The sequence below is a fragment of the Burkholderia sp. MSMB0856 genome (assembly GCF_001524645.2).
GTDB classification, from domain to species: Bacteria; Pseudomonadota; Gammaproteobacteria; order Burkholderiales; family Burkholderiaceae; genus Burkholderia; species Burkholderia diffusa.
Map to the genome: position 1 here is coordinate 733,017 of NZ_CP013427.1, position 23,857 is coordinate 756,873.

The following is a 23,857-nucleotide window of genomic DNA, read 5'->3' on the forward strand; positions in this document are numbered from 1 at the left end:
TTCGTTCGCCATCGAGCCTGAATCCGTGGCGGAAATTGACATGCAGTAACCATTTCTTCTGCTGTCACAGAGGGTGGGTTTGTTGCTTTTTCGGTCGCCAATGGCCGAAAGAATGCAAATTTAAGTGAAGAATTTTTGAGAGGTCGATGGCCTGATCGAGCCAATCGACTGATGAAAAAGCGGCCGGGTGTTCGGGGGATGCGTTGATTGAACGCCCGGGAAATGACGCTGGCAAATCAATAGTAAAAAGTCTTGACCTCAAGATCCATGAAAAAGAGTTTATTGGCAATTTCCGTGCTTGCCGCTTTGGCGCTTTCGGGGTGTGGGACCTATCCGGATTGGATACCTGCTTCCGGTGCGTCTCGCCAGAAGGTGCAGCAAGCACCCGAGACCGGCGGGCGGATCGAAGGCATTCAACTGGTGGACGTCAACGACACGTTGGCGAGGAAGCTTGCCGATAGCAAGAAACTGGGCCAGTTCGCGACCATCTTTCCGAGCGCGGTTACCAATAACTACTTGATTGGCCCGGGCGACGTCATCGAGGTGACGATCTGGGAGGCGCCGCCGGCGATGCTGTTCAGCACGCTGGCGCCCGCGCAGCCGATGACGACGACCACGGCCAATAGCGTCACGTTGCCCAACCAGATGGTGGCCTCGGACGGCACGATCACCATCCCGTTCGCGGGGCGGATCGCCGTCAAGGGGCGGACGACCGAGCAGATCGAGGCGAGCATCGTCAGCCATCTCAAGGGCAAGGCGAATCTGCCGCAGGTGCTCGTCAGCGTCACCAAGAACAATGCGTCGAACATCACGGTCGTGGGTGAGGTCAACACGAGCGCACTGATGCCGTTGACCCCGAAGGGCGAGCGTCTGCTCGATGCGCTGGCATTCGCCGGCGGCGTGAAGCAGTCGGTCAACCGCATGGCCGTACAGCTATCGCGAGGCAGTGTCACTGCGACGATGCCGCTCGATTCGGTCATTCGCGATCCGCGCCAGAACATCGTGCTCAAGCCGGGCGATGTCGTGACGGCGCTCTTCCAGTCGCAAAGCTTCTCGGTGTTGGGCGCAACGGGCAAGAACGACGAGATTCCGTTCGAGGCACAAGGCATTTCGCTGGCCCAGGCGCTTGCGCGTTCGGGCGGCCTCAACGACAACCGTGCCGACGCGCGCGGCGTGTTCGTGTTCCGGTTCGAAGACGCGAAGCTGGTCGATGCGCAGGACAAGACGGTGAGGGCCATCAATGGCACGGTGCCGGTGGTCTACGAGATCAACCTGCGGGATCCCGCCGCGTTCTTCGTGACGCAGAACTTCCCGATTCAGAATCATGACGTGATTTACGTCTCGAACTCGCCCGAGGTCGAGTTCAAGAAGTTCCTGACGCTCGTCGTGATGGTGGCCAGCCCGACGGCGACCATTAACCGGGAACTGGAGTAAGGCGCGATGTCGGCAAAGGTGCGTACTCCGTTCGAGGTCACGGTCTCCGTCTGGAGAGCCATGTTCCTGCGCGAGGCGCTGGATCGGTTGTTCGAGGCGCGTGCGGCGTGGTTGTGGTTGCTGATGGAGCCCGTGATCTATATCGCGATACACGCTTTCGGATATACGACTTTCCGGATTCACGAAGTCGGAGGAATTGCGATAACGATGTGGATCATCGCGGGATTCGTTGGCTTCCTGCTCTGGCGGCGCACGTGGATTCAGGTGTTGCACGGGATCGATTGCAACTACGCATTCTTTGTTTACCGGCAGGTAAAGCCGTTTGACGCGGCGATCGTGAGAGCGGTGCTGGAGCTTTTTTTGATGGTCCCGATTTCGATCATCATAATCGCGGCGGCGCTTGCTACGGGGCGCGTGATAACACCTGACCTGCGCAATCCGATTTTGCTTCCGGCGGATCCGTTATTGGCTATCGCCAGTCTTCTGGGGTTGTGGTTGTTTGGCTTGGGGCTCGGCCTGGTAACGTCGGTGGCGATGAATTTCGTCCCCGAAGTGGATCACATTTTCAAGCTGTTTTATTTGCCGCTTTATTACATTTCCGGGGCTTTGTTTCCGATTATGTCGATACCTAATCCATATCGGGACATTCTGCTGATCAACCCGGTCGTGCATGGTCTGGAACTGGTGCGGACCGGTTTTTTGCCGTCGTATCACACGGCACCCGGAATCAGTCTGACTTATCTCTATGGGTGGGCTCTTGGCGCCATGTTATTGGGACTGGCGCTTTACCGTCGCTTTTCTAATAAGTTGGTGACGCGATGATCTGTATCGAGGACGTTCATAAGCGTTACATGACCGAGCACGGCGTCGGGAAATGGGTGCTGCGCGGGATTGACATGACGATCCCGCCAAAACAAAGCGTTGCACTGATTGGCGTGAACGGAGCAGGGAAGTCGACGTTATTGCGCATCATCGGTGGCGTCGACCATCCCACCAAGGGGCGCGTCGAGCGGCTGTGCCGTGTGTCCTGGCCGATGGGAGCGGGCGGGCTTGAGGGAACGCTGACCGGACGGCAGAACGCAAAATTTGTCTGCCGGATTCACGGTCGACAGGACGAACTTCGGGATCGGCTCGCCTTTATTCAGGATTTCGCCGAGCTGGGCGAGGCTTTCGACAGACCGGTTCAAACCTATTCGTCGGGGATGAGATCGCGTTTGCAATTTGCATTGTCGCTCGCATTCGACTTCGACGTATATATATCAGATGAGGTTACGGCTGCGGGTGACGCGAAGTTCCGAAAAAAAGCTGCGGACGCATTCAAGGGAAAAACAAGTCAGGCGAGCGTGATCATGGTTTCTCATGATGAAAGCACGCTTCGGCAGTTCTGTCAGTCCGGAATTTGGATAAACGAAGGTCGCGCTTCCTGGTTCGATGATCTCGACGAGGCATTGCGAGCGTACAAGGAAAGTATTTTTGCATGAAAAAGCAGCTATCCATTGGGGAAGAGGGCGGCGTCGCTCGGCTAGTGGCCATTTTCCGAAGGGCCAAGGATGTCGTGTGCTCTGTCAGGATTTTTAGGCTGGTTATCAAGCTGATTTTTATTTACGCGGTGCTGTCCATTCCGTACTGGTTGTTGATTGCGTCTGATCGTTACGTGTCCGAGGCTAACGTCATCATTCAGACAACCGATCAAATCAGTAATCCGGGCGTGGACGTATCTGCAATCGTCCCGGGTGCCGGCGGCCCGAATCGTGCCGATCAGTTGCTGCTGCGGGAGTATCTCTTGTCGCTCGATATGCTCAAGAAGCTTGATGCTTCTCTGGATTTGCGCTCGCATTTCAGCAACTGGCGCCGGGATCCCATTTCACGGATGTGGTTCAAGAATGCGCCGACCGAATGGTTCTATCAGTATTGGTTGTCGCGCGTCGACGTTCAGTACGATGACTATAGCGGGGTATTGCATATTCGAGCGCAGGCATACGATCCCGATATGTCGCAGGCGATCGTCAAACTGATGGTTCACGAGGGCGAGGCCCACATGAATCAGATCGGTCATCAACTGGCGCAATCGCAAGTCGACTTTCTGTCGAGGCAAGTGACCGCGGCGCACGACCGGCTTCTGGATGCAACGCATACCGTAATCGACTTTCAGAACCGCAAAGGCCTGGTCGCTCCGCAGGCAACGGTGGAGAGTCTGAACGCGATCATCGACAAGCTCGAAGCGCAAAAGACCGATGTTCAGACTCAACTGTCGGCACTGCCGGCATCCCTGAGTCCAAATCAGCCTACGGTCGTGATGCTCAGGAATACGCTCAATGCGCTTGAGCAGCAGATCGCCCAGAAGCGCGCCGAACTTGCTTCTCCGTCGAGGAAAACGCTCAACTACACCGTCGAGGAGTTCCAGCGCCTCCAAATGCAGGTTGGATTCGCTCAGGATCTGTACAAGACGGCCCTGTCCGCATTGGAGAAGGGGCGAATGGATGCCGCGCGGACCTTGAAAATGGTTTCGATCATTCAGACGCCGACCAAGCCGGGTTATCCGACGGAGCCGGGGCGGCTCTACAACGCCTTTGTCACGTTGCTGGTTGCGGCCGCGCTGGCCGGGGTGGTGAAGCTGCTGGAAAGCATCATCATGGATCACGTGGATTGAGATCGGGGACGGCGATGAGAACCTTGATCGTGCTCGGAACGCGACCGGAAGCGATAAAGATGGCGCCGTTGGTCAACGTGCTGAAGAAGGATCCGGAGATCGAAACGAAAGTCTGCGTGACTGCGCAGCATCGGCAGATGCTCGACTCGATGCTCGGGTTCTTTCGTGTTCGTCCCGACTACGATCTGGACGTCATGGCACCCGATCAATCCCTTCTGGGGATGACGAGCAAGGCATTGGCAGGCCTTGATTCCGTGTTGAGCGATGCTCGTCCGGACCTGGTGCTGGTACAGGGCGACACGTCGACGACGCTCGCCGCGGCGCTATCGGCACATTATCGGCAAATCTGCGTGGGTCACGTGGAGGCAGGACTGCGCACCGGGAATTTGTCAGCTCCGTGGCCGGAGGAGGCGAATCGACGTCTTACGAGCGTTCTGGCGAAGTATCACTTCGCTCCGACATCGTCTGCGCGTGACAATCTTTTGCGAGAGGGTGTTTCGGAGGATCGCATCCACATCACGGGCAATACGGTTGTCGATGCCCTGTTGGAAACCGTGGCCGGCATGCGCGAGGATGTCGCTCAGCGCAAAGCGCTGGATACCCGATTCGCCTTCCTCAATCCGGAAAAGCGCTTGATTCTTGTGACTGGCCATCGCCGGGAAAATCTGGGCGAAGGGCACGAGGCCGTTTGTCTCGCGCTGCTGAAAATCGCGCAGCGGGGCGACGTCGAAATCGTTTTCCCGGTGCACCTCAATCCCAAGGTCAAGCAGCCGGTACATCGACTTCTTGCAAATGCTCCTGGCGTGTTCCTGATCGAACCGCAGGATTACCTGCCGTTCGTTTACTTGATGAACCGGGCAGCACTGGTCATTACGGATTCCGGTGGCATTCAGGAAGAAGCACCGGCCTTGGGCAAGCCGGTACTTGTGACACGCGAGACGACGGAACGCCCGGAAGCCGTTGCGGCCGGTACGGCAAAGATTGTGGGGACGGATTCAGCCACGATAGTTGCGGAAGCAACCAGATTGCTCGACGACCCGGCGAGCTATGCCGCGATGGCGCGAGCGGCAAATCCGTACGGGGACGGCAAGGCTGCGCAACGCATCCGCGATATTCTAGTGAGTACACGTTGAACACCATTTCAATCATCGGTCTCGGCTATATCGGCTTGCCGACCGCAACGCTATTCGCTTCCCGCAAACTGAGGGTCATTGGCGTCGATGTATCGCCGTATGTCGTCGATACGATCAACCGTGGCGATATCCACATCGTCGAGCCTGAACTGGACATCCTGGTTCAGGCAGCGGTGGGCGCCGGCTATCTGAGAGCGGCTGCGCACGCCGAGCCAGCGGATGCATTCGTCATTGCCGTACCGACGCCGTTGACGCCGGATCACCGGCCCGATTTGAACTGCATCGAGTCGGCGGCGAAGTCGATCGCTCCCGTGCTTTCCAAAGGCAACCTCGTCATTCTCGAATCGACGTCGCCTGTTGGCACGACGGAAATGTTGGCCAACTGGCTGGCAGAGATGCGCCCCGACCTCAGTTTTCCACAGCAGGTGGGTGACGAATCCGATATTCGAATTGCCTACTGTCCTGAACGGGTTCTCCCCGGGCGCATCGTCCATGAGCTGGTCGTCAACGATCGTGTGATCGGTGGTATGACGCGCGGATGTTCCGACGCAGCCGTCGCACTCTACAAGTCATTTGTACAGGGTGATTGCATTGTCACGGACGTGCGCACCGCGGAAATGTGCAAGCTGACCGAGAACAGCTTTCGTGACGTCAACATTGCTTTTGCCAACGAGCTTTCGATGATCTGCGACAAGCAGGGAATCGATGTCTGGGAACTCATCAAGCTGGCAAATCGGCATCCTCGCGTGAATATCCTGCAACCCAGTTGTGGGGTGGGCGGGCACTGCATCGCCGTCGATCCGTGGTTCATCGTGGATAGCGCGCCGGATGAATCGACGTTGATCCAGGCCGCTCGTCACGTCAACGACGCCAAGCCGCAGTGGGTCATTCGCAGGGTGAACGAGGCCATTGTCGAGATGACGACGTCCGGCGCCACGCGTGGCGATATCCGCATCGCGTGCCTGGGCGTTACATACAAGGCGGATATCGACGATTTGCGCGAAAGTCCGGCGCTACAAATCGCCGGGATTCTTGCCGAAAGCCATCCCGGCAAGATCATGATAGTTGAGCCGAATCTCGAAGAGATGCCGGAACACTTGGCGACTTCGGGAATGAATCTGGTGACGCTTGATGAGGCACTTTCGCGAGCCGACATATTGGTTTTGCTGGTTGATCACACTGAATTCAAAAGTGTGAAACCTGACCGGATCGATGGAAAGGTACTCATCGATACACGTGGCATTTGGAAGGGCATAAAACAATGATCGAACAAGAAAATTCGACCATCCGGGTCAATGTTGAATCTCGTCTCGAGGCAATGAAAGAGGAGAACGAGATTCTGCTATTGCAGCTTCACCAGGTGCAGGAAGAACTCGAACACCGTTATCGGCAGGAGAGAGCTGCAGAAGACGAGTGGTCGAGTGGGGCATTGGGAAATCGCGGATCGAGCGCGGGCAAGGTCGATGACGAGTTGCACAATGCCTTGGCCGAAAATCAGCGCTTGCGTGCGTTGGTGAACGCGCAGAGAAAGGTCCATCGGCTTGAGAGGGAAAACGCCCTGAATATCAAGCTCGGGAATCTTTTGATTCAAGGCGTCGATTCGCCGAAGACGCTGTTCTCCGTACCTGGTGCGCTTGGGAAGATCTGGCGCAACTATCGTCGCCAGTCGCCCCCCGAAGTGCTCGGCGGGAAGGACTTTACGAAGGTCATTGCCGCGTATGGTGCCGGAGGCTTCGAGGCGGTGGAAAAGCTGATGGCTCGCGACTCGATTTCTCCGGTCACTCGGGCGAACGGCTATACGACGCTTGGGCGTCATCTGATGAATAGCGATCGCGCCGGCGCGGCAGAGGCGGCGCGACGAGCGTACGCGTTGGAGCCGAAGTCCTTTCGACTGAAATGGCTCGCCTTCAGGCTTCATGAGGTGGGCAGTCTCGTCGAAGCGGAGGCCTTGCTGGACATCCTGCCATCGGATACCAAATTCAGCGATTCGGAGGCTCGCCAAGCCAGCCAGTTGCGCCATGAAGCCAAGCAAGCTCGCCAACGCGAAGCGAAGCAGGGTGCCGGATTTTTCGAGCGTCGGGACGAGATCGAGAAGCAACTGGTCAATCTGGCTCGAGCGCGTGACGAGAGCGCGCAGTTGCTTGCCGAACGCACGCGCGAGGTCGAGGCGCTGACGCGGGTCAATACGCAACTGACGCAGGAAAAGTCCGCGTTGGTAAAGCACCAGGAAACGGCGCTGAAGCATTCTGGCACCCGAGATCGGGAAGTCGATGCGCTTAAACAGGCCAACGCGCGCCTCGAGCGGGAAAAATCTGATCTCGAACGAACGAAGTCTGACCTTGAGCGAGAAAAATCCGAACTTGTGGCTCGTCACGAAAATGCTGTCAGACAGGTCGCCGAGCGTACGCGGGAAGTTGAAACCCTGAAGCAGGCCGAAATGCGACTGGGGCAAGAGCGCTCCGAGCTCGTCGAGCAGCACGAGAGAAACGTCGAGCATGTCGGCGAACTCTGTCAGGACGTCACCGACCTGACGGAGGCAAAAACTCAACTGGAAGAAGAACTTCTTGCCTCGATCGCAATGCACGAGGAGGTGATCGAGCAGTTGATCGCTTGTAGCCTGGAAGTCGAGTCGATGAAGCAGGCGTGGGCTCAACTGGAACAGGAAAAGCTGTCGGCGCTGGCGCAACACGACCAGATCAGCGCTCAGGTGGTCGAGCGAACAAGGCAGGTCGAAGCGCTCGAGCGGGTCGTGATGCACCTCAAACAGGAAAAGGTGGCACTGGAGAGGCGGCATGAGGCGACGCTCAGGCAGTCGACCGAGCAGGCGCGGCGCGTCGTGGATCTCGAGCGGATGGTCGCGCGGCTGGAGCAGGAAGTAAGGGATCTGACCATGCGGCATCAAGCGGAGATTGCGACGCAGGTGGCCGAACGCGCGCGCGAGGTCGATGTTCTTGCGGAGGATCGGGCACGTCTCGAGCGCGAAAATCTGGCGCTGGTCGCGCAATACGACGACGTCGTCAGGCATGCGATCGATCGCGATCGTGAAATCGAACTGCTCATGCAAGCCAAAGCAGAACTGGAACAACAAAACTCGGCATTGACCACCCAACTCGAAGGTGCCAGCGAGCATGCGGCCGAGCGCTCGCGTGAGCTCGATGCGCTGAAGCAAGCCAATGCCGTATCCGAGCGTGAGCGGCAGACGTTGGCGGTGCGGTATGAGGATGCCGTCAAACAGGAGGGCGAACGCAGACGAGAGATCGAACTTCTGGTTGCAGCCAAAAAGCAGTTGGAAGGTGAAAAGTCGACCTTGATGAGTCAGCATGGCGAGTCCTCCCGACTGGTGACGGAGCACATCGAGCACATCAACGCGTTGCAACAGCAGCTCGAAAATCAGCAGGAGAGCGATGCGGAGTTGAAGGCGCGTCAGAGGATGGTGCAGGAAGAGATGATTCGCGCGGAAGCACAGCTTGAGCTGATCAAGGACATCCTGCTTCGAGAGCCAGGGCTATGAGAAAGAAGTCGGTGAACTTGCGCTACAGGGCACTGGCAAGTCAACGCGTGCGGCCGAACGAAATCGTCGAGATTCGGTCCGAGCAGACCGTCGTGCCTTACGACGAAAATCTGCTCGAACGAGCACGTACCCAGTGGCAGTTTGGTGATTGGCAAAGCCTCGCCCGACTGGAGCGCGCCACCCTGCAACACCATCCCGAGCGTGCAAAGCTGGCCTTGCTCGCGGCATCGGGGCGTCTGCAACTCGGACGATTCGCCGAAGCCAAACTCTATGTGCGGCTCGCTCGGGACTGGGGCGTCAGCGAGCGTCATCTTTGTCAGATCCTCGTCGCCGGCGTGCATAACAGCTTGGGACGTGCCGCTGTCGTAGCAGGGAGTTTCCCCCGTGCATTGAAACATTTCGAATCGTCGATCAGGGTCGGCGCACCCGGGTCGGACAAGGTGTTGTTGACCAAAGCGCGAATCAGTCAACAATGTCAGGAGCTTGGCATGACGTCGACCCATCTCGAAAGTGACGCAAGCGCGGCATTGCGCGGACTGGCTCATTCGAGTTCCGCTTTCGACGTTGTCACGCTGTCAAAGCTCCATCTCGGTGATGCGTGGGCAGGTAACACCATCAATACCGTTATTTTCAGGCATCACGGGATACTGACCCATCTGAACTGGCAGGTTACTGCGTTCTATGTCGATTCCCGGACGCTGCGCATTGTTCGGCGCAATCTGAAGACGGACGCGATCGAGAGCCATGATGTAGAAGGTTCGTACGATCTGAATGACGCGCACAATAGTATTAGCCTCGGCGTTGACCGGAATGGCCATATCCACCTGTGCTACGGGCATCACGCTACGCGATTGCGTTATCGCCGAAGTATCACGGCCAACGACATTAACGAGTGGACGGATGAGCTTCCGATGACGGGCACGTCCGAGGAACGGGTGACCTATCCGACCTTCATTCAGCCGCGTCATGGATTTCCGCTCGTCCTGCTTTATCGTGACGGCGTGCACGATAGCGGAAACGCTCGCCTCAAGGCGTACGACGAACAGACCAAGCGCTGGACGGATCGCCCCTTGCCGATTCTCAGCGGCAGTGAGTCGAAGCCCTGGACGAGCAACGCTTACTGGAACCATCCGGCCATCGGCAACGACGGAAGCTTGCATCTCAGCTTCGTATGGCGCACGCATACGCTCGGTGACGACGATCTCATCAACAATGTGAATATCGGATATGCATGTTCATTCGATAATGGCGCCAGTTGGCAGACGTCAAAGGGTCGAGACTATCAACTTCCGATCACCCAGGTTAATGCTGAAATAATTTGCCCGATCTCGCCCGGAAGTAATTTGATCAATCAGTGCAGCATGGCATTGGACAGCCGAAACCGTCCGCATATTGTTTTCTATGCGGACGATTCGGATGGGGTTCCGCAGTATCAGCATTTGTACTTCGATGGCGCGAAGTGGCGGCATCAGACCATTTCTGCGCGCACTCAGCCTTTTGCATTGAGAGGGAAGGGGACGCTGCAAATTCCGATAAGTCGCCCGGAAGTGGTCATCGATCGATTCGACAATGTGTATGTCATCGCTCGCGGAGATCATAGCCGCGGTCGAATGGCCGCGACTTTGCTTGCGGCGCCCGATTACATGTGGTCGGAGAAAAACACGCGATTCATTCTGGATGAGGATCTCGGCTTTGCCGAACCAATCATCGATCGAACTCGTTGGGAAAATGAGAGTGTTCTCAGCCTGTTGTTGCAGCGTAACGAGCAGCCGGCGCATGACCTTGACTGCCAGGTTATGAGCTCTGCAGTCACGTTGTTGGACATCAAATTCACAAATAACTAAATGTGATGAACAAGAATATGAAAACGCCGCTCGCACTTGGCAACGAATACATGCGTTCGGGGAAGTACGAAGACGCCATTCGGAAATATGCCGAGGTGTTGATCACCACGCCCGGGCTCGCCCGGATCGCGTCGACGAACCTCGCTCTCGCGAAGCAAAGATATCGAAAGAGTCGCGAAGAGGCTGGCAGGCCGCGAGTGGGTGTCTGCAGTTGGGAACTCGCACATAATTCGGCGGGGCGAGCCTACACGCTGGCGATGGTGTATGAGCGATTTGCCGACGTGGAGATCATCGGCAGCCTCTTTCCACAGTTCGGGCGGGAGATCTGGGGGCCGATACAGGAAACCGAAATTGCGAAGCACGCAATCCTGGTAGAGGACGAGTCGCGATTTGTCGAGCAGGCTATCGAACTGGTTGTCGCGCATCCCTACGATATCGTGCATCTCTCGAAGCCGCGCGGGCCCAATGTCTTGTTCGGCGCGCTGTACAAGCTGATCTGGGATGCGAAGGTATTGATGGACATCGACGACGAGGAGTTGGCGTTTGTCCAGGCAGAGTCCCCTATCGGCATCGGGGAGTATCTGGACAAGCATCTGCAGTTCCCCAGGTTGAACTTGGCCGGCCAGGACTGGACGCGCATTGCCGTTGGCCTGGTGAATTTGTTCGATGGTGTCACCGTTTCGAACCCTGCATTGCAGAATCGATATGGTGGTCTGATTATTCGTCACGCTCGCGACGAAAATGCCTTTGTTCCGTCGCCGGGGTTGAAGAGCAGGAGCAGGAAAAAATACGGCCTGCCCGCGGACAAGAAAATCGTGCTGTTTTTTGGTACCCCCCGGCCGCACAAGGGGCTGGTTGAGACCGCCGAGGCAATCGCCGAGCTCGGGCGGGACGACGTCCTGTTCGCAATCGTGGGAGACTTCCCGGATCAGTCGCTGAAGGAGACGCTCAAGCAAGTTCGCGGTTGCCAAACGGCATTCATCGCCAACAAACCATTCGCCGAAATTCCGGCCGTCGTCTCGATGGCTGATGTCTGCGTTTTCCTGCACGACGGTGGGCTGGCTGCGCAGTTTCAGGTTCCGGCAAAGCTTACCGATGCTGTCGGGATGGGGGTCCCGGTACTGGCTTGCGACTCGCCGGCAATGGCGGATCTGTTCAAGTATGACGAAGTCTCGATGGTTTCTATCGACAAGCTTGCACCTGCGCTCGGAGCCGTGTTGGGTGCCGTCGACGGAAACTCGCAGCAGGGCAACAGGCGCAGCACGCTGTTTCAAGACATCCTGTCCGTGGGGGCTAATGCCGAGGAATTGCGAAACTGGGTGGCGGACCTTCGTTGTTCGAACGATTCGGAAATCGTTCGACTCTTTGGTCATTTGATCAATCGCGGGCGCGAGCGCGAAGCAACCGTCGATACGATTCGGGCGGACCGAGCGGCCAACGACGCGGTGGCGAAGTCGAACGTCAGCCATCGGACCGATCAACCGATGTTCAGGTTGGGAAAGGACGCGTTCATGTTGCGCGGACTACGTCCGATGGCCTCGATCGCGATCGTGGCAAACGTGATGAACGACGAAGCGTGGGAGCGTGTGAGAAGGACGCTTCCCATTCTGGGCCACCGACACGATTTGTTTGTACTTGGGTTCTCCGATGTCGAGCACGTCAATTTCGGCAACTTGACCGCATCCGTGACGATCGTTGGTGACGGCGATGGCGAAGGGAACGCCCAGAATTTTCTGCGACTGGCCGGATCGAATGTATTCGACGACTATCAGGCCGTACTGTGGCTTGCGCCCGGCGAGGGTGACGACGAATTGTCGGACGTCGCGAGCCGGGCAGTCGAATTTACGGCGGATTCTGACTGGGGAATACGTGCGAAGCGGTTCGTCTCGCTTTCCAAGGAGGGCGGCAATCATCGTGTGATCGACGGCGTGAAGATTGCACTGTCCCGCATGGGACTGAGCCTTTCAGACGAGACGGTCACGGTGCCGGTCGGCGCCGAAGTGTGGCTCAAACCTTTGCTGTTGAGAGGGCTGGCTTCGGCGCTCTGGGCGAGCGAGCTTGTCGGCGACAAGAATGCTGCCAACGGGTTTCCGGGACGACCCACTGTTCTGGGCGTGTTGTCCGTACTGGCAAAACTCGGGAATCTGTTTGTTCAGTCAGAAGCGAGAAAAGGCGCTCAAGCGATTCAGCCCGCTCGTCCTCGGACGTTGAAGACGATCGCGTTCTATCTCCCGCAGTTTCATCCGATTCCGGAAAACGATTTGTGGTGGGGGAAAGGTTTCACGGAGTGGACCAACGTCACGCGGGCTCGACAGTTGTTCAGAGGCCATTATCAGCCGCGAGTGCCGACCGAGCTCGGATACTACGATCTGCGTCTCGAGGAAACACAGGTCGCGCAAGCCAAACTGGCCAGCGAGTTCGGGATTCACGGGTTCTGCTATTACTACTACTGGTTCGACGGCAAGAAACTGCTGAATCATCCAATCGAGCAGATGGCTCGATCCAAGAGCGTCGACACGGGCTTCTGCGTTTGCTGGGCCAACGAAAACTGGTCACGGAACTGGGATGGGCAGAACCGGCATGTGCTGATGGAGCAGACCTATACGCTCGAGAGCAATGTCGCGTTGATTCGGGAACTGATCCCGATGATGAAGGACCCGCGCTGGATTCGGTACGACGGCAAGCCGGTGATGATGGTATATCGAATCTCGATCATTCCGAACTGGCTGGAAACCGCTGCTGCGTGGCGAGAGGAGTGCCGGAAGGCGGGGCTGGGTGAGATTCACCTGTGCGCTGTTCGGTTCGGGCTGGAAACGCTGCAAGGTTCCCCGGAGGATTACCGGCTCGATAGTTATGTCCTGTTTCCGCCTCACGAAGCGGAGCGCGTGGATCTGCGTGACAAGGTGCACGACCTGCACAAGAATTTTGGCGGCCAGATCTTCGATTACTCGGCAGTGGTCGAGGGTGATATCGCGAAGTTTGAGGATGGTTATTCGTGGCCGGTTCACCGAGGAACCATGCTGGGTTGGGACAATACCGCTCGCCGCCTGACGGATGCGCGAGTGTTCCACGGAGCGACGCCATATGGCTTCCGTCGCTGGATGCAGCGCATCCTCGAGCAAGAGCAGCGTTTCAACCAAGGCAACGAGTCGCTCGTCTTCATCAACGCCTGGAACGAGTGGGCGGAGGGCACCTATCTTGAGCCAGATCAGCGGTGGGGTCGTTCGTATCTGAAGGCCTTCGCTTCGGCCGCTGAATCGGTCGCTGGAGTTACGCCGCAAGTATTGCCTGCGGGGATCGCGGCTAGTTCGAAAGAAGCGGACGTACTCAAGCTGCCGGAAAATTCGCTTGCGGATACGAAAGACGCCATCACGGACGGAAAGCCGCTGCCTTCGGTTGCCTGGCATGAAGGACAGAGGCAGCCGAACCCTGACTGGCCGACAGTGATGCTCTGTGCGCACATCTCCGGCCATCATCTGTTTGGCGGAGAGCGGAGTCTCCTGGATGTGCTGAGCGCGTTCGCCGAACAATCCGTCAACGTCGTGATGACCCTGCCGTCCGGCGGAAACAAGGCCTACATTCGCGAAATATGTGAGCGCAGCCTCGGTGTGTATTGCTTTCCCTATCCGCAATGGAAGAACAACCGCGCCAGCAAGGCCTGGTTGACGGTGACCTTTGCAGACATCATCGCGCGTCACGCGGTCGATGTCGTGCATGCGAACACAATCGTGCTGCTTGAGCCGTTGGAGGCCGCGACGCGCATGGGCAGGACCCGGGTCGTTCACTCGCGCGAACTGATTTCGCTGGATGACCCTTTGCGTGAACAACTTGGTTTGACGATCAGCGAAATCATCGGGCGTGTATTCGAACGTTCGGATTGGGTGATTGGGAACAGTCGCGCCACGAGTCAATTGTTTTCGCGTCCGGAAAAGACGCTTTACGTACCCAATGCGGTGACGCCGAGCGATTTCGAACTGGGAAACAAGTTCGGTAACACCATCAAGTTCGGCATTGTCAGTTCGAATATTCCGAAGAAGGGTGTTGAAGATTTCGTCGAGGTGGCGCGGCGAGCCGCGGAACGAACACCGCGAGCCCGCTTCGTGGTGGTTGGTCCGGTGAATGCCCAGGTCAAAAAGTGGCAGGAAGAGGTCGCGTCCGGTGCGCGTCCCGACAATCTGATCATTGCCGGCTATGCCGAACATCCGCGCAAGGCGATGTCGGAATTGAACGTGCTTCTCAATCTCTCGCACTTTGCCGAGAGTTTCGGCCGTACGGTTGCCGAGGGAATGGCCGCCCGCCGCCCGGTCATTGCCTATGACTGGGGTGCGCTGGGCGAGCTGGTGCAGCACGGGAAGACGGGCTTTCTTGTGCCTTACCGCGATATCGACGGAGTCGTGGACGCGGTGGTGCGCTTCTGCGAAAACGACAAGCTCGTCTCCGAAATGGGACAGGCCGGACGCATGTTTGTCGAGCAGCATTTCACTCAAGACAATTTGAAGGCCGCGCTTTCCGATGGCTATGCAAAGATCTTCGAGCGTGAGGGTTTGATCGCGACGGGTAACGCACCAGCCGCTGTCGCGGCGCGCGCGATCGGCTATGCAAAGCCGACGACCGTGATTGTGCCGGTCTATAACGCGGTCACTGCCGTTCGCGACTGCCTGCGATCGGTGCTCCAGCATACCGATCTGACTCGGGACCGATTGATCGTGATCGACGACGGGAGTCCGGATCCGGGCATCACGCCGATGCTGGAAGAGTTCGAGGACGTGCCGGGTGTTCTTATTCTCAAGAACAACGTGAATATCGGCTATACCAAGACGATAAATCGCGGGATTCGCGAGGCGGGCGACAACGACGTCGTACTGCTGAACTCGGATACGGTCGTAACGCCGCGCTGGCTCGAGGGGTTGCGGGCCGCCGCCTATAGTCGAGAGAAGGTGGCGACCGTTACCGCGATGAGTGATAACGCAGGAGCGTTTTCATTCCCGAAGTTCAACGAATATTGTCCGCGTCCGCCGCATCTGAGCCACGACGAATACGCACTCCTCGTGACACAAGCAACACAGGCATGTGTTCCGCCGGAAGTGCCGACCGGGTCGGGATTCTGTATGTATATTCGCCGAGCGCTCATTGACGAATGCGGGGCGTTTGACGAGGAGGGCTTCCCGCGAGGCTACGGCGAGGAGAACGACTTCTGCATGCGTGCTTATAAGGCTGGCTGGCGCAACCTGATTTCTCCCTGGTCGTTTGTCTATCACATTCGAACGGCCAGCTTCAAGGGCGAAAAAACGGCATTGGTCAAAGCGGGCGTGGATGTGGTCACCCGACGATATCCGGAATACGCGGGGCTCGTAAAGGCGGCCTTTGCCGGAGTTGAAATGGGACGCGTGCGCGAAGCGGCCGGGGCTGTGATGAGGCGCTGAGTGAGCTGCGGTGGCCGCTGACGAAACGTGCGGCTAGGGGTGAGCGCCGCTTCAGGTGGGTTCTTTGTACGGTGCGGCTTTGAGTAATTCGGAGAGGAGGTGGCCTTGGAAACGAAGCAGTTTGCTGTTCGATTGCTGGTCTTGCTGAGTGTCTCGGCATCTTCGGCATCGTGGGCGGCCGAGGCCACTGATGCGAAGTGTGCGGGGATGTCACTGGATCTGACGATAGATCGGGTGTGGGGCGCTTCGCGTGTCAAATTCGATGCACTGGAAGACCAGAAATTTATTTATGTTTCGTACTACGACGCGGATCGATGGTTGTCGGTTGCACAGGTCAATAAATGCACCGGGGAGGTTGCGAAGACGAGGGTTGCATCGCGCTTTGGCGGGTGGGATGCCCACAACTCGATCGTCCTTGCGCTCGACAAGTCGAATCGCCTTCATGTTTCCGGGAATATGCACGCCTCACCGCTTGTATATGCACGAATGGACGCTCCGGACAAGTTGGCCGGCCTTGAAGCGGTTCGGCCGATGATCGGATCAGACGAGGTGCAGGCGACGTATCCCTATTTTTTCCGGTTCATGGATGGTGCATTGGGATTTTCGTACCGCTCCGGGCACAGCGGAGACGGCGAGGAATTTATTAACCGGCTCGATAACTCCGGTTGGGTGCGTTGGACAAATCGCCCGATTTTTGCCCCCACTTCGGAAAAGAAGCCCGTGAATGCGTACCATACGAATTACGTTCGCGGTCCGGATGGCTTCTTCCACGTTGCGTGGGTCTGGCGGGAAAATTACTTCGTCGAAACGAACTTCAACGTGAATTACGCGAAGAGTCGTGACCTCAAGACGTGGCAAAACAGTGCGGGCGACGTCATTCCTTTGCCGATTACACCCAGGTCGGCGGAAGTCGTGGACGAGATCCCTGAAAGAAGCGGCCTGTTGAATAATATCCGGCTGGGGTTCGATGAGGCCGGGCGGCCCGTCATCTCATACTTGAAGTTCGATTCAAAGGGGGCGACGCAACTGTTCCATGCCCGCCTTGAAAACGGAATCTGGAAAACGGTGCCGGCAACGCAATGGACCTACCGTTGGGATCCGAGGGGTGGAGGCACCATCAAGGGTGAAATCAACTTCTCGGGCGTGAAGGTGAGTGATGGCCACCTGATCGAACAGGTCAGCCAGCCGGAAATCGGCGCCAAGACACTTGTCTACGACGATAAATCGATGAAGGTGGCGGAGGCGCTTTCTCCCAATGTGTGGAGTCCGTCTCCGGCTGTCCGGAAGGTGAAGGCACCTAATGGCGCAGTGCCCAACGTTCAGGTGGTGAGATTCGAGAATATGGCGGCACATGAATCGAAGGAGAGTCATGTCGTGACGTGGTTCAGCTTGCCGGCCGATAACAGGGACAAGCCGCGAAATTGTGATAACGCCGCCGTCCCGTGCGATTTCACTTCAGATCTGATCTTGCATACGGACCGGAGGTCGCCTTGATGGGGTTTTGGCCTGTCGTGAGCGTCGGATCGGAACGATACTCGCTCGATCCGGAGCTCGGGATTCGATATTTTCGGCTGCTCATATCAAGCAGCCAATGAAATTAAGGGTAGATATAAGAGATGAAAGTTCCTGTGTTTGCCTGTGAGAAACACGCATGAAAATCGCTATCGCCGGCACAGGCTACGTCGGCCTGTCCAACGCCGTCCTGCTGTCGCAGCGCAATGAAGTCGTGGCTCTCGACATCGTCCCCGAGAAGGTGGCGATGCTCAACCGCAAGGAGTCGCCGATCGAGGATGCCGAGATCGAGGACTACCTGCGCCACAAGAGCCTGAACTTCCGCGCGACGCTGGACAAGGAAGACGCGTACGCCGGCGCCGACTACGTGGTGATCGCCACGCCGACCGACTACGATCCGGACACGAACTACTTCAACACCCGCTCGATCGAGGTCGTCATCCGCGACGTGATGGCGATCAACCCGCGCGCGGTGATGGTGATCAAGTCGACCATTCCGGTCGGCTACACCGAGCGTACGCGCGCGGCACTCGGCACCGACAACCTGATCTTCTCTCCCGAATTCCTTCGCGAAGGCCGGGCGCTGTACGACAACCTGCACCCTTCGCGGATCGTGATCGGCGAACGTTCCGAGCGAGCCGAAGCGTTTGCCGGTCTGCTGAAGCAGGGGGCGATCAAGCAGGATATTCCGACGCTGTTCACGGGCAGCACGGAAGCCGAGGCGATCAAGCTCTTCGCGAATACGTACCTGGCGATGCGCGTGGCCTATTTCAACGAACTGGACACCTACGCCGCGCAGCACGGTCTCGACACGCACCAGATCGTCGACGGCGTATGTCTCGATCCACGCATCGGTGCGCACTACAACAACCCGAGCTTCGGCTACGGCGGCTACTGTCTGCCAAAGGATACGAAGCAGTTGCTGGCCAACTATCGCGACGTCCCGCAGAACCTGATTCGTGCGATCGTCGAGTCGAACAGCACGCGCAAGGACTTCATTGCCGAGAGCATTCTCAAGCGCAAGCCGAAGGTTGTCGGCATTTATCGCCTCGTGATGAAGGCCGGGTCCGACAATTTCCGCGCGTCCAGCATCCAGGGCGTCATGAAGCGCATCAAGGCCAAGGGCGTCGAGGTCATCGTCTACGAGCCGGCATTGCACGAATCGACGTTCTTCAACTCGTCGGTCGTCCACGACCTGGCTGAATTCAAGCGCTCCGCCGACGTGATCGTTGCCAACCGCCTGACCGACGACCTGACCGACGTCGCAGGCAAGGTCTACACGCGCGACCTGTTCGGCGGGGACGCATGATCGGCCAGAAGCCTGGTCACCCGGCGCGCGCGGCGAGCGCGTTGCCGCGCATCCTGTTCTTCAACGTGAACGGCTCGGGCATGGGCCATCTGAACCGTTGCCTCGCGTACGCGCGTCGCATGCGGGGCCGCGCGCGCCCGTTCTTCTTTTCGCTGGCGTCGGCGATCGAGATCATCGAGGAGATGGGATTCGAGGCGGACTATTTCGTTTCCCATTACTGGTCGTCCAGCTCGACGTTCGGCTGGAACAGCGAACTGGCCGTGCGGCTGGGCCTGATGCTGGAGCGGGTTCGCCCGGATGCGGTCGTATTCGACGGAACGTGGCCCTTCAAGGGTTTGCTGACGGCATGCGAAACGTATGGATCGCCCGTCCTCGTGTGGTCCAATCGCGGGCTGCTCAAGGCAGATACCAAGACGGTGCCGGTGGACGAAGCGCTGTTCGATCTCGTGATCCAGCCGGGTGAACTGGGTGCGACCGAAGCACGCGCGTCGCTGACGAACGGCGGCACGCGGCTGTCGGTGCCACCGGTCTGCCTGCTGGAGGACGACGAGTTGCTCGACCGCGCAGCGGCGAGAAACGCGCTGGGCCTGCCGCAGGCCGGTCGCTTCGTCCTCTTTTCTCTTGGCCCGGGCAACCTGAAGGATGTTGCCGGCATCGGGCACGGACTGATCGCCGCGTTCGAGGCGGCCGGGTTCCAGGTGGTCTGGGCGCGGGCGCCCATTTCGGTGCGCGACGTCGAATTGCCGGCCGGTGTGCTGCCGATCTCGGTCTACCCGTTGGCGCGCTATCTGCGTGCGTTCGATGCCTTTGTCGGCGCCGCGGGCTACAACACCTGCTGCGAACTCGTGCAGTCGGGCATTCCCGCGCTGCTGGTGCCCAACGCGCAACTGGTGGACGATCAGGTTCGCCGCGCGCGGATGGTCGCCGACGCGATGCCGGCCGTCGTGTCGGCTTGCGAGACCGAGCAGGAACGCAAGGCGGCCGTCGACGCGCTGCTGGGCATGTTGCCCGAGGCGGCGCCCGCGCGGTGCGCGATGCCGATGAACGGCGCGTCGCTCGCGGCGGACGAGATCATCGCCAGGATTGCTGACAAGAGGCGAACGCATTGAGCATCATCGACCAAACCCGGGCCTTGAGGCACGAATTGCGCACGCTGGCGGCGAAGCCCGACTGGACGTTGCTGACGCGCCATGACCTGCTCGCCGGGAAGCCGCCTGCCACGCTGAAGGAGCGCGCGTGGCGCGGCATCAGGCGCGTGCTGGCCACGTTAGGTGTGATTACGCCTCACGTGACGAACTATCCGTGGCTGCCGACCCTGAAGCACGCGCCGGTTTCGGCCGAAGCGAACACGCTGCTGATCTGGGCGCCGGGTACGGAGCGCGATGCACTGCGCCGTGCGTGCGAAGGCTTTTCCGCGCGACTGAAAGGCAACGATGCGCTGGCGCCGGTACTGGTGACCGACGTGGCCGATTTCGCCTTCTATTCGCGGCTGGGCTGGCTGGTGGAATACCTGCCGGAATTGAGCGGCGACGATCGTTCGTATCGCGAAAGAAAGCGCGCGTATCTCGCGTGGCGCTATCGCGATGCGCGGATCGTGCCGCCGGCCGCGGCGCAGGCCAGCGACGCCGACTGGAAGGCATTGGTGGAAGTGAGCTGAACATGATGGATAGAAATCGCTATGCCATGTTGACGGTGGATACCGAGGCGCTGCCCAAGCGCGCCACGGAGGATCACGTCAAACGGTTGATGTGGGGTGTGCACGAGAAGGGGCGGGCAGGGGTTGCCGAAATGGCTTCCATCGGCGACGAGTTCGGCGTCAAGCACGTGTTCTTCGTGGATCAGTGCGGCGCGTATGCATACCTCGACGAAACGAAGGAGGTCGTGCGCCGGCTGGATGCCGCGGGGCAGGACGTTCAACTGCATACGCATCCGGAATACCTGCCGGACTCGTTCTGGGCCGAGCACGGCCTTGCGCGGCGGCCGCAATACATGAATCAATACACGGACGATGCGCGCGCGGAGTTCGTGATTCGTCACTTCGGCGGGCTGATTTCGGCGGAAACGGGCAAGCCGGTGCTGGCGCACCGTGCCGGTTCGTTTCGCTGGAACGCGTCGACGATCCGGGCGCTGAAGTCCACCGGCGTACAACTGTCGTTCAACAATTCCCTGTGCGCGGTCCATGCCGGGCAGTGCAACTACAGCGAGCCCACGAATCTGCCGTTCCAGTGGTCGAACGGCGTGATCGAAGTGCCGATGACGGAAAAGAAGATCCTGCCGAAGGTCGGCAAGGAAGAATGGTGGGCACGCCTGACTTACCCTGAATCGCCGTATTTCCGGTTTCGTCCGTGGTGGGGCAAGCTGTTGCTCGACGCGTTCAGCGGCAGTCCGACGTTCTCGATTTTCCTGCTTCATTCGTGGTCGCTGCTGTATTGGGACGAGAACGGGCATGCGACCTATCGGGACGACCAGCGTGTCGAAGGCTACCGGAAACTCCTGTCGCGCCTGACGAAGGACTACGACGTGATCACGACGTCGGAATTCCTCGACTTGCAGGCCCGCGGCAGGATCCGGACCACGCATACGACCGATCTCGCCTGTGCCGAACTGAAGACGGCCGGGGCGGCGAAAGCATGAGCACGATGCTCAATTCGTTGCAGACTGCGTTGACCGAGCCGCTGCTCGCGATGAGCCGTCGACTGACGGCGCATGTGCTCGAGCGCAAGTTGAAGCAGCGTTCGCACGGCGCGCCGTTCGTCGGCGATCCGGACAGCATGCTGTACGTGGCGGCGAGTGCATTGCCGTATCACACGAGCGGCTATACGACGCGCACGCACGAAGTCGTCCGCGCATTGGCGGCTGCGGGCGGTCGCGTGCATCCGCTGACGCGGCCCGGCTATCCCGGCGATCGCGCGGATCGCCTGACCGACGCCGCCGAAAGCGAGACGCAGGTGAGCGAGGTCCGGTATCTGCATGCGAGCGCGCCGTTCAACAACCGGCCGGTGCTGATGTATGCGTTGCAGGCGGCGCCCGTCATCGCGCGCGTGGCCATGCAGCATCGCGCGTCGGTGATCCACGCGGCGTCGAATCACGTGAACGCGCTGCCGGCGCTGCTGGCGGCGCGGCAACTGGGCATTCCGTTCCAGTACGAGATGCGCGGGTTGTGGGAGTTGACGCGCATCTCGCGCATGCCGGAATACGAAAGGCGGCAGGGGTTCGCGCAGGGGCTGCAGCTGGAGGGTCTGGTGGCCCGGCACGCGGACAAGCTGTTCGTGATCTCGGCGCAACTGGGCCGGTTCGCGCGCGATCGCTGGGGGATTGCCGGCGAGCGGATGTATTTGCTGCCGAATTGTGTGGATCCCGAACGGTTTACACCTTCGGCGCCCGAGGAGATCGACGCCGACACGATTGGATATGCAGGCTCGCTGATCGGCTATGAAGGACTCGACACGTTGATCGATGCGGTCGGCCGGTTGAGCGGGCAAGGGCGCGCGGTGCGGGTCGAGATCGTCGGAGAAGGCGAGGCACGGCCGGCGCTTGAGGCGCAGGTGCGGCGCCTCGGATTGTCGGAGCAGATTCGCTTTCTGGGCCGGACCTCGCCCGAGCAGGCGCGCAGGACGCTCGGTCGTTGTGCACTGGTGTGCATCCCGCGCAAGCCGTTCAAGGTTTGCGAGATCGTGCCGCCGATCAAGCTCGTGGAAGCGCTCGCGATGGGCAAGCCGGTGATCGTGCCGGATCTGCCGGTGTTTCGCGACGAAATGGGTCCGAGTCCGGCTGGCTGGTTTTTCAAGGCCGGCGATGCGTTCGACCTGGCACGGGTGATCGATGCGGCGCTGTCCGATCGCGGTACGCTCGCGGCGCTCCGTGGCCAGGCGAGAGAATACGCGGCCACACAGCGCCGCTGGCGCGAATTTGTCATGAACGCACTGCCAATGTCGCAGGGTGAGGGGTTAAATGGTCGGCAGGGTCATTAGAAAACTGGGTTCGTTGGTCTACGACTATCCGACGGTTGCGGAGGATGTGGAGCAAGTCGGACGCTTCGGGTGCCTGAAGATTGCGCTCGTCACCGATTACTTCACGGCGGACTGCTTGTCGGCGGAATGTCGCGTGCGCACCATGACGCCTGCCAACTACGCGGACGTGATCGGCAACTGGAAACCGGATCTCGTGCTCGTGGAATCGGCGTTTCACGGCGTGGACGGGAGCTGGCGCTACGAGCTGGCGCGACAGTCGCCGCCGATGCGGCTGAGCAAGCCGACGGCGATCTTTCGCCTGGTCGACTTCGCCAGGCGCGCGGGCGTTCCGACCGTATTCTGGAACAAGGACGACGGCGCGTTCTTCGACACGTTCATCGACGTGGCGAAGGTGTTCGACTACGTGTTCACGACCGACGAGGCATGTCTCGACCGATATCGGCAGCAGGTGCCCGCGCACGTGCCGGTCAACACGCTGGTGATGCCGTATCAGCCGGCGTCGCATAATTTCTCGGGCTTCAATTTCGTTCGCAACGAAGCGTGCTTCACGGGCAGCTACTACCGGCGCATCCTGAACGAGCGCCGCCGTTTTCTCGACATGGTGTTCGACACCTGCGAGCAGAGCAATCTGCAGCTCAACGTATTCGATCGCAATCACGATCGCCTGTCGCGCTTTTTCGAGTTCCGCTATCCGAAGCGGAACGGGCTGCGCGTGCACGGCAAGGTGCCGCATCGGGAAACCGCGCAGGTGTACAAGTCCCATGCGATCTCGATCAACGTGAATTCGGTGACGGGCTCCGAGACGATGTTCTCGCGACGCCTGCTCGAGATTCTCGCGTGCGGCGGCATCGCGGTGACCAACGCGAGCTGCGCGGTCGACCGGTATTTCCGTGAGTTCTGCCACGTGATCGATACGCATGACGAGGCGCGGGAGTTGTTTTCGCGGCTTCGGCACGGCCCGTCGCAGGATGATCTGGACCGGGCCGAGGCAGGCGCACGCTACGTACGGCAGAACCATACGTGGGCGCACCGGCTGGAAGAAATCTGCGCCGTCGTGAAGATCTGAGGGG

General features: G+C 59.0%; 16 protein-coding genes. All 16 read left to right on the forward strand.

The window, feature by feature from the left end; all coding sequences use genetic code 11:
* The first annotated feature begins 267 nt into the window (after nucleotides 1-267).
* The 16 genes from WS87_RS04490 to WS87_RS04565 all read left to right on the forward strand — a co-directional run bounded on the left by WS87_RS04490 (nucleotide 268) and on the right by WS87_RS04565 (nucleotide 23,853).
* Entirely contained in the window at nucleotides 268-1,434 is a 1,167-nt protein-coding gene (locus WS87_RS04490; protein WP_059820489.1) for a polysaccharide biosynthesis/export family protein, read from the forward strand.
* A 6-nt stretch (nucleotides 1,435-1,440) separates the two neighbouring features.
* The gene (locus tag WS87_RS04495) at nucleotides 1,441-2,256 is read left to right on the forward strand and encodes an ABC transporter permease (RefSeq protein WP_059820490.1); all 816 of its coding nucleotides are present in this window, start codon (nucleotides 1,441-1,443) and stop codon (nucleotides 2,254-2,256) included.
* Complete coding sequence (locus WS87_RS04500) at nucleotides 2,253-2,915, forward strand: ABC transporter ATP-binding protein (RefSeq protein WP_059689036.1); 663 nt, start codon at nucleotides 2,253-2,255, stop codon at nucleotides 2,913-2,915. The genes WS87_RS04495 and WS87_RS04500 overlap by 4 nt, the downstream gene beginning before the upstream one ends.
* Entirely contained in the window at nucleotides 2,912-4,084 is a 1,173-nt protein-coding gene (locus tag WS87_RS04505; protein ID WP_236873202.1) for a chain-length determining protein, read from the forward strand. The genes WS87_RS04500 and WS87_RS04505 overlap by 4 nt, the downstream gene beginning before the upstream one ends.
* A 14-nt stretch (nucleotides 4,085-4,098) precedes the next feature.
* On the forward strand, nucleotides 4,099-5,217 hold the full coding sequence (gene wecB, locus WS87_RS04510; RefSeq protein WP_059820491.1) for a non-hydrolyzing UDP-N-acetylglucosamine 2-epimerase: 1,119 nt from the start codon (nucleotides 4,099-4,101) through the stop codon (nucleotides 5,215-5,217).
* Nucleotides 5,214-6,482: a UDP-N-acetyl-D-mannosamine dehydrogenase gene (gene wecC, locus WS87_RS04515; protein WP_059689034.1), complete on the forward strand. Its 1,269-nt coding sequence runs from the start codon at nucleotides 5,214-5,216 to the stop codon at nucleotides 6,480-6,482. The genes wecB and wecC overlap by 4 nt, the downstream gene beginning before the upstream one ends.
* Complete coding sequence (locus WS87_RS04520; protein ID WP_107938105.1) at nucleotides 6,479-8,728, forward strand: hypothetical protein; 2,250 nt, start codon at nucleotides 6,479-6,481, stop codon at nucleotides 8,726-8,728. Before wecC ends, WS87_RS04520 begins: the two co-directional genes overlap by 4 nt.
* Entirely contained in the window at nucleotides 8,725-10,572 is a 1,848-nt protein-coding gene (locus tag WS87_RS04525; protein WP_059820494.1) for a BNR repeat-containing protein, read from the forward strand. Before WS87_RS04520 ends, WS87_RS04525 begins: the two co-directional genes overlap by 4 nt.
* 17 nt (nucleotides 10,573-10,589) lie before the next feature.
* Complete coding sequence (locus WS87_RS04530; protein ID WP_159085632.1) at nucleotides 10,590-15,995, forward strand: glycoside hydrolase family 99-like domain-containing protein; 5,406 nt, start codon at nucleotides 10,590-10,592, stop codon at nucleotides 15,993-15,995.
* Nucleotides 15,996-16,100: 105 nt separating this feature from the next.
* Complete coding sequence (locus WS87_RS04535) at nucleotides 16,101-17,489, forward strand: BNR repeat-containing protein (RefSeq protein ID WP_159085633.1); 1,389 nt, start codon at nucleotides 16,101-16,103, stop codon at nucleotides 17,487-17,489.
* A 157-nt stretch (nucleotides 17,490-17,646) separates the two neighbouring features.
* Nucleotides 17,647-18,816, forward strand: a complete 1,170-nt coding sequence (locus WS87_RS04540) for a nucleotide sugar dehydrogenase (RefSeq protein WP_059820497.1) — start codon at nucleotides 17,647-17,649, stop codon at nucleotides 18,814-18,816.
* Between the two features lie 65 nt (nucleotides 18,817-18,881).
* Nucleotides 18,882-19,925, forward strand: coding sequence for a glycosyltransferase (locus WS87_RS04545; protein WP_218929479.1), 1,044 nt, complete (start codon nucleotides 18,882-18,884; stop codon nucleotides 19,923-19,925).
* A complete protein-coding gene (locus tag WS87_RS04550; protein ID WP_159085634.1) occupies nucleotides 19,922-20,473 on the forward strand; it encodes a hypothetical protein in 552 nt (183 codons plus the stop codon). The genes WS87_RS04545 and WS87_RS04550 overlap by 4 nt, the downstream gene beginning before the upstream one ends.
* Complete coding sequence (locus WS87_RS04555; RefSeq protein ID WP_236873203.1) at nucleotides 20,386-21,450, forward strand: polysaccharide deacetylase; 1,065 nt, start codon at nucleotides 20,386-20,388, stop codon at nucleotides 21,448-21,450. The genes WS87_RS04550 and WS87_RS04555 overlap by 88 nt, the downstream gene beginning before the upstream one ends.
* Complete coding sequence (locus WS87_RS04560; protein ID WP_236873204.1) at nucleotides 21,447-22,787, forward strand: glycosyltransferase; 1,341 nt, start codon at nucleotides 21,447-21,449, stop codon at nucleotides 22,785-22,787. The genes WS87_RS04555 and WS87_RS04560 overlap by 4 nt, the downstream gene beginning before the upstream one ends.
* Nucleotides 22,768-23,853, forward strand: coding sequence for a CgeB family protein (locus tag WS87_RS04565; protein WP_059820501.1), 1,086 nt, complete (start codon nucleotides 22,768-22,770; stop codon nucleotides 23,851-23,853). Before WS87_RS04560 ends, WS87_RS04565 begins: the two co-directional genes overlap by 20 nt.
* Nucleotides 23,854-23,857: the final 4 nt, after the last annotated feature.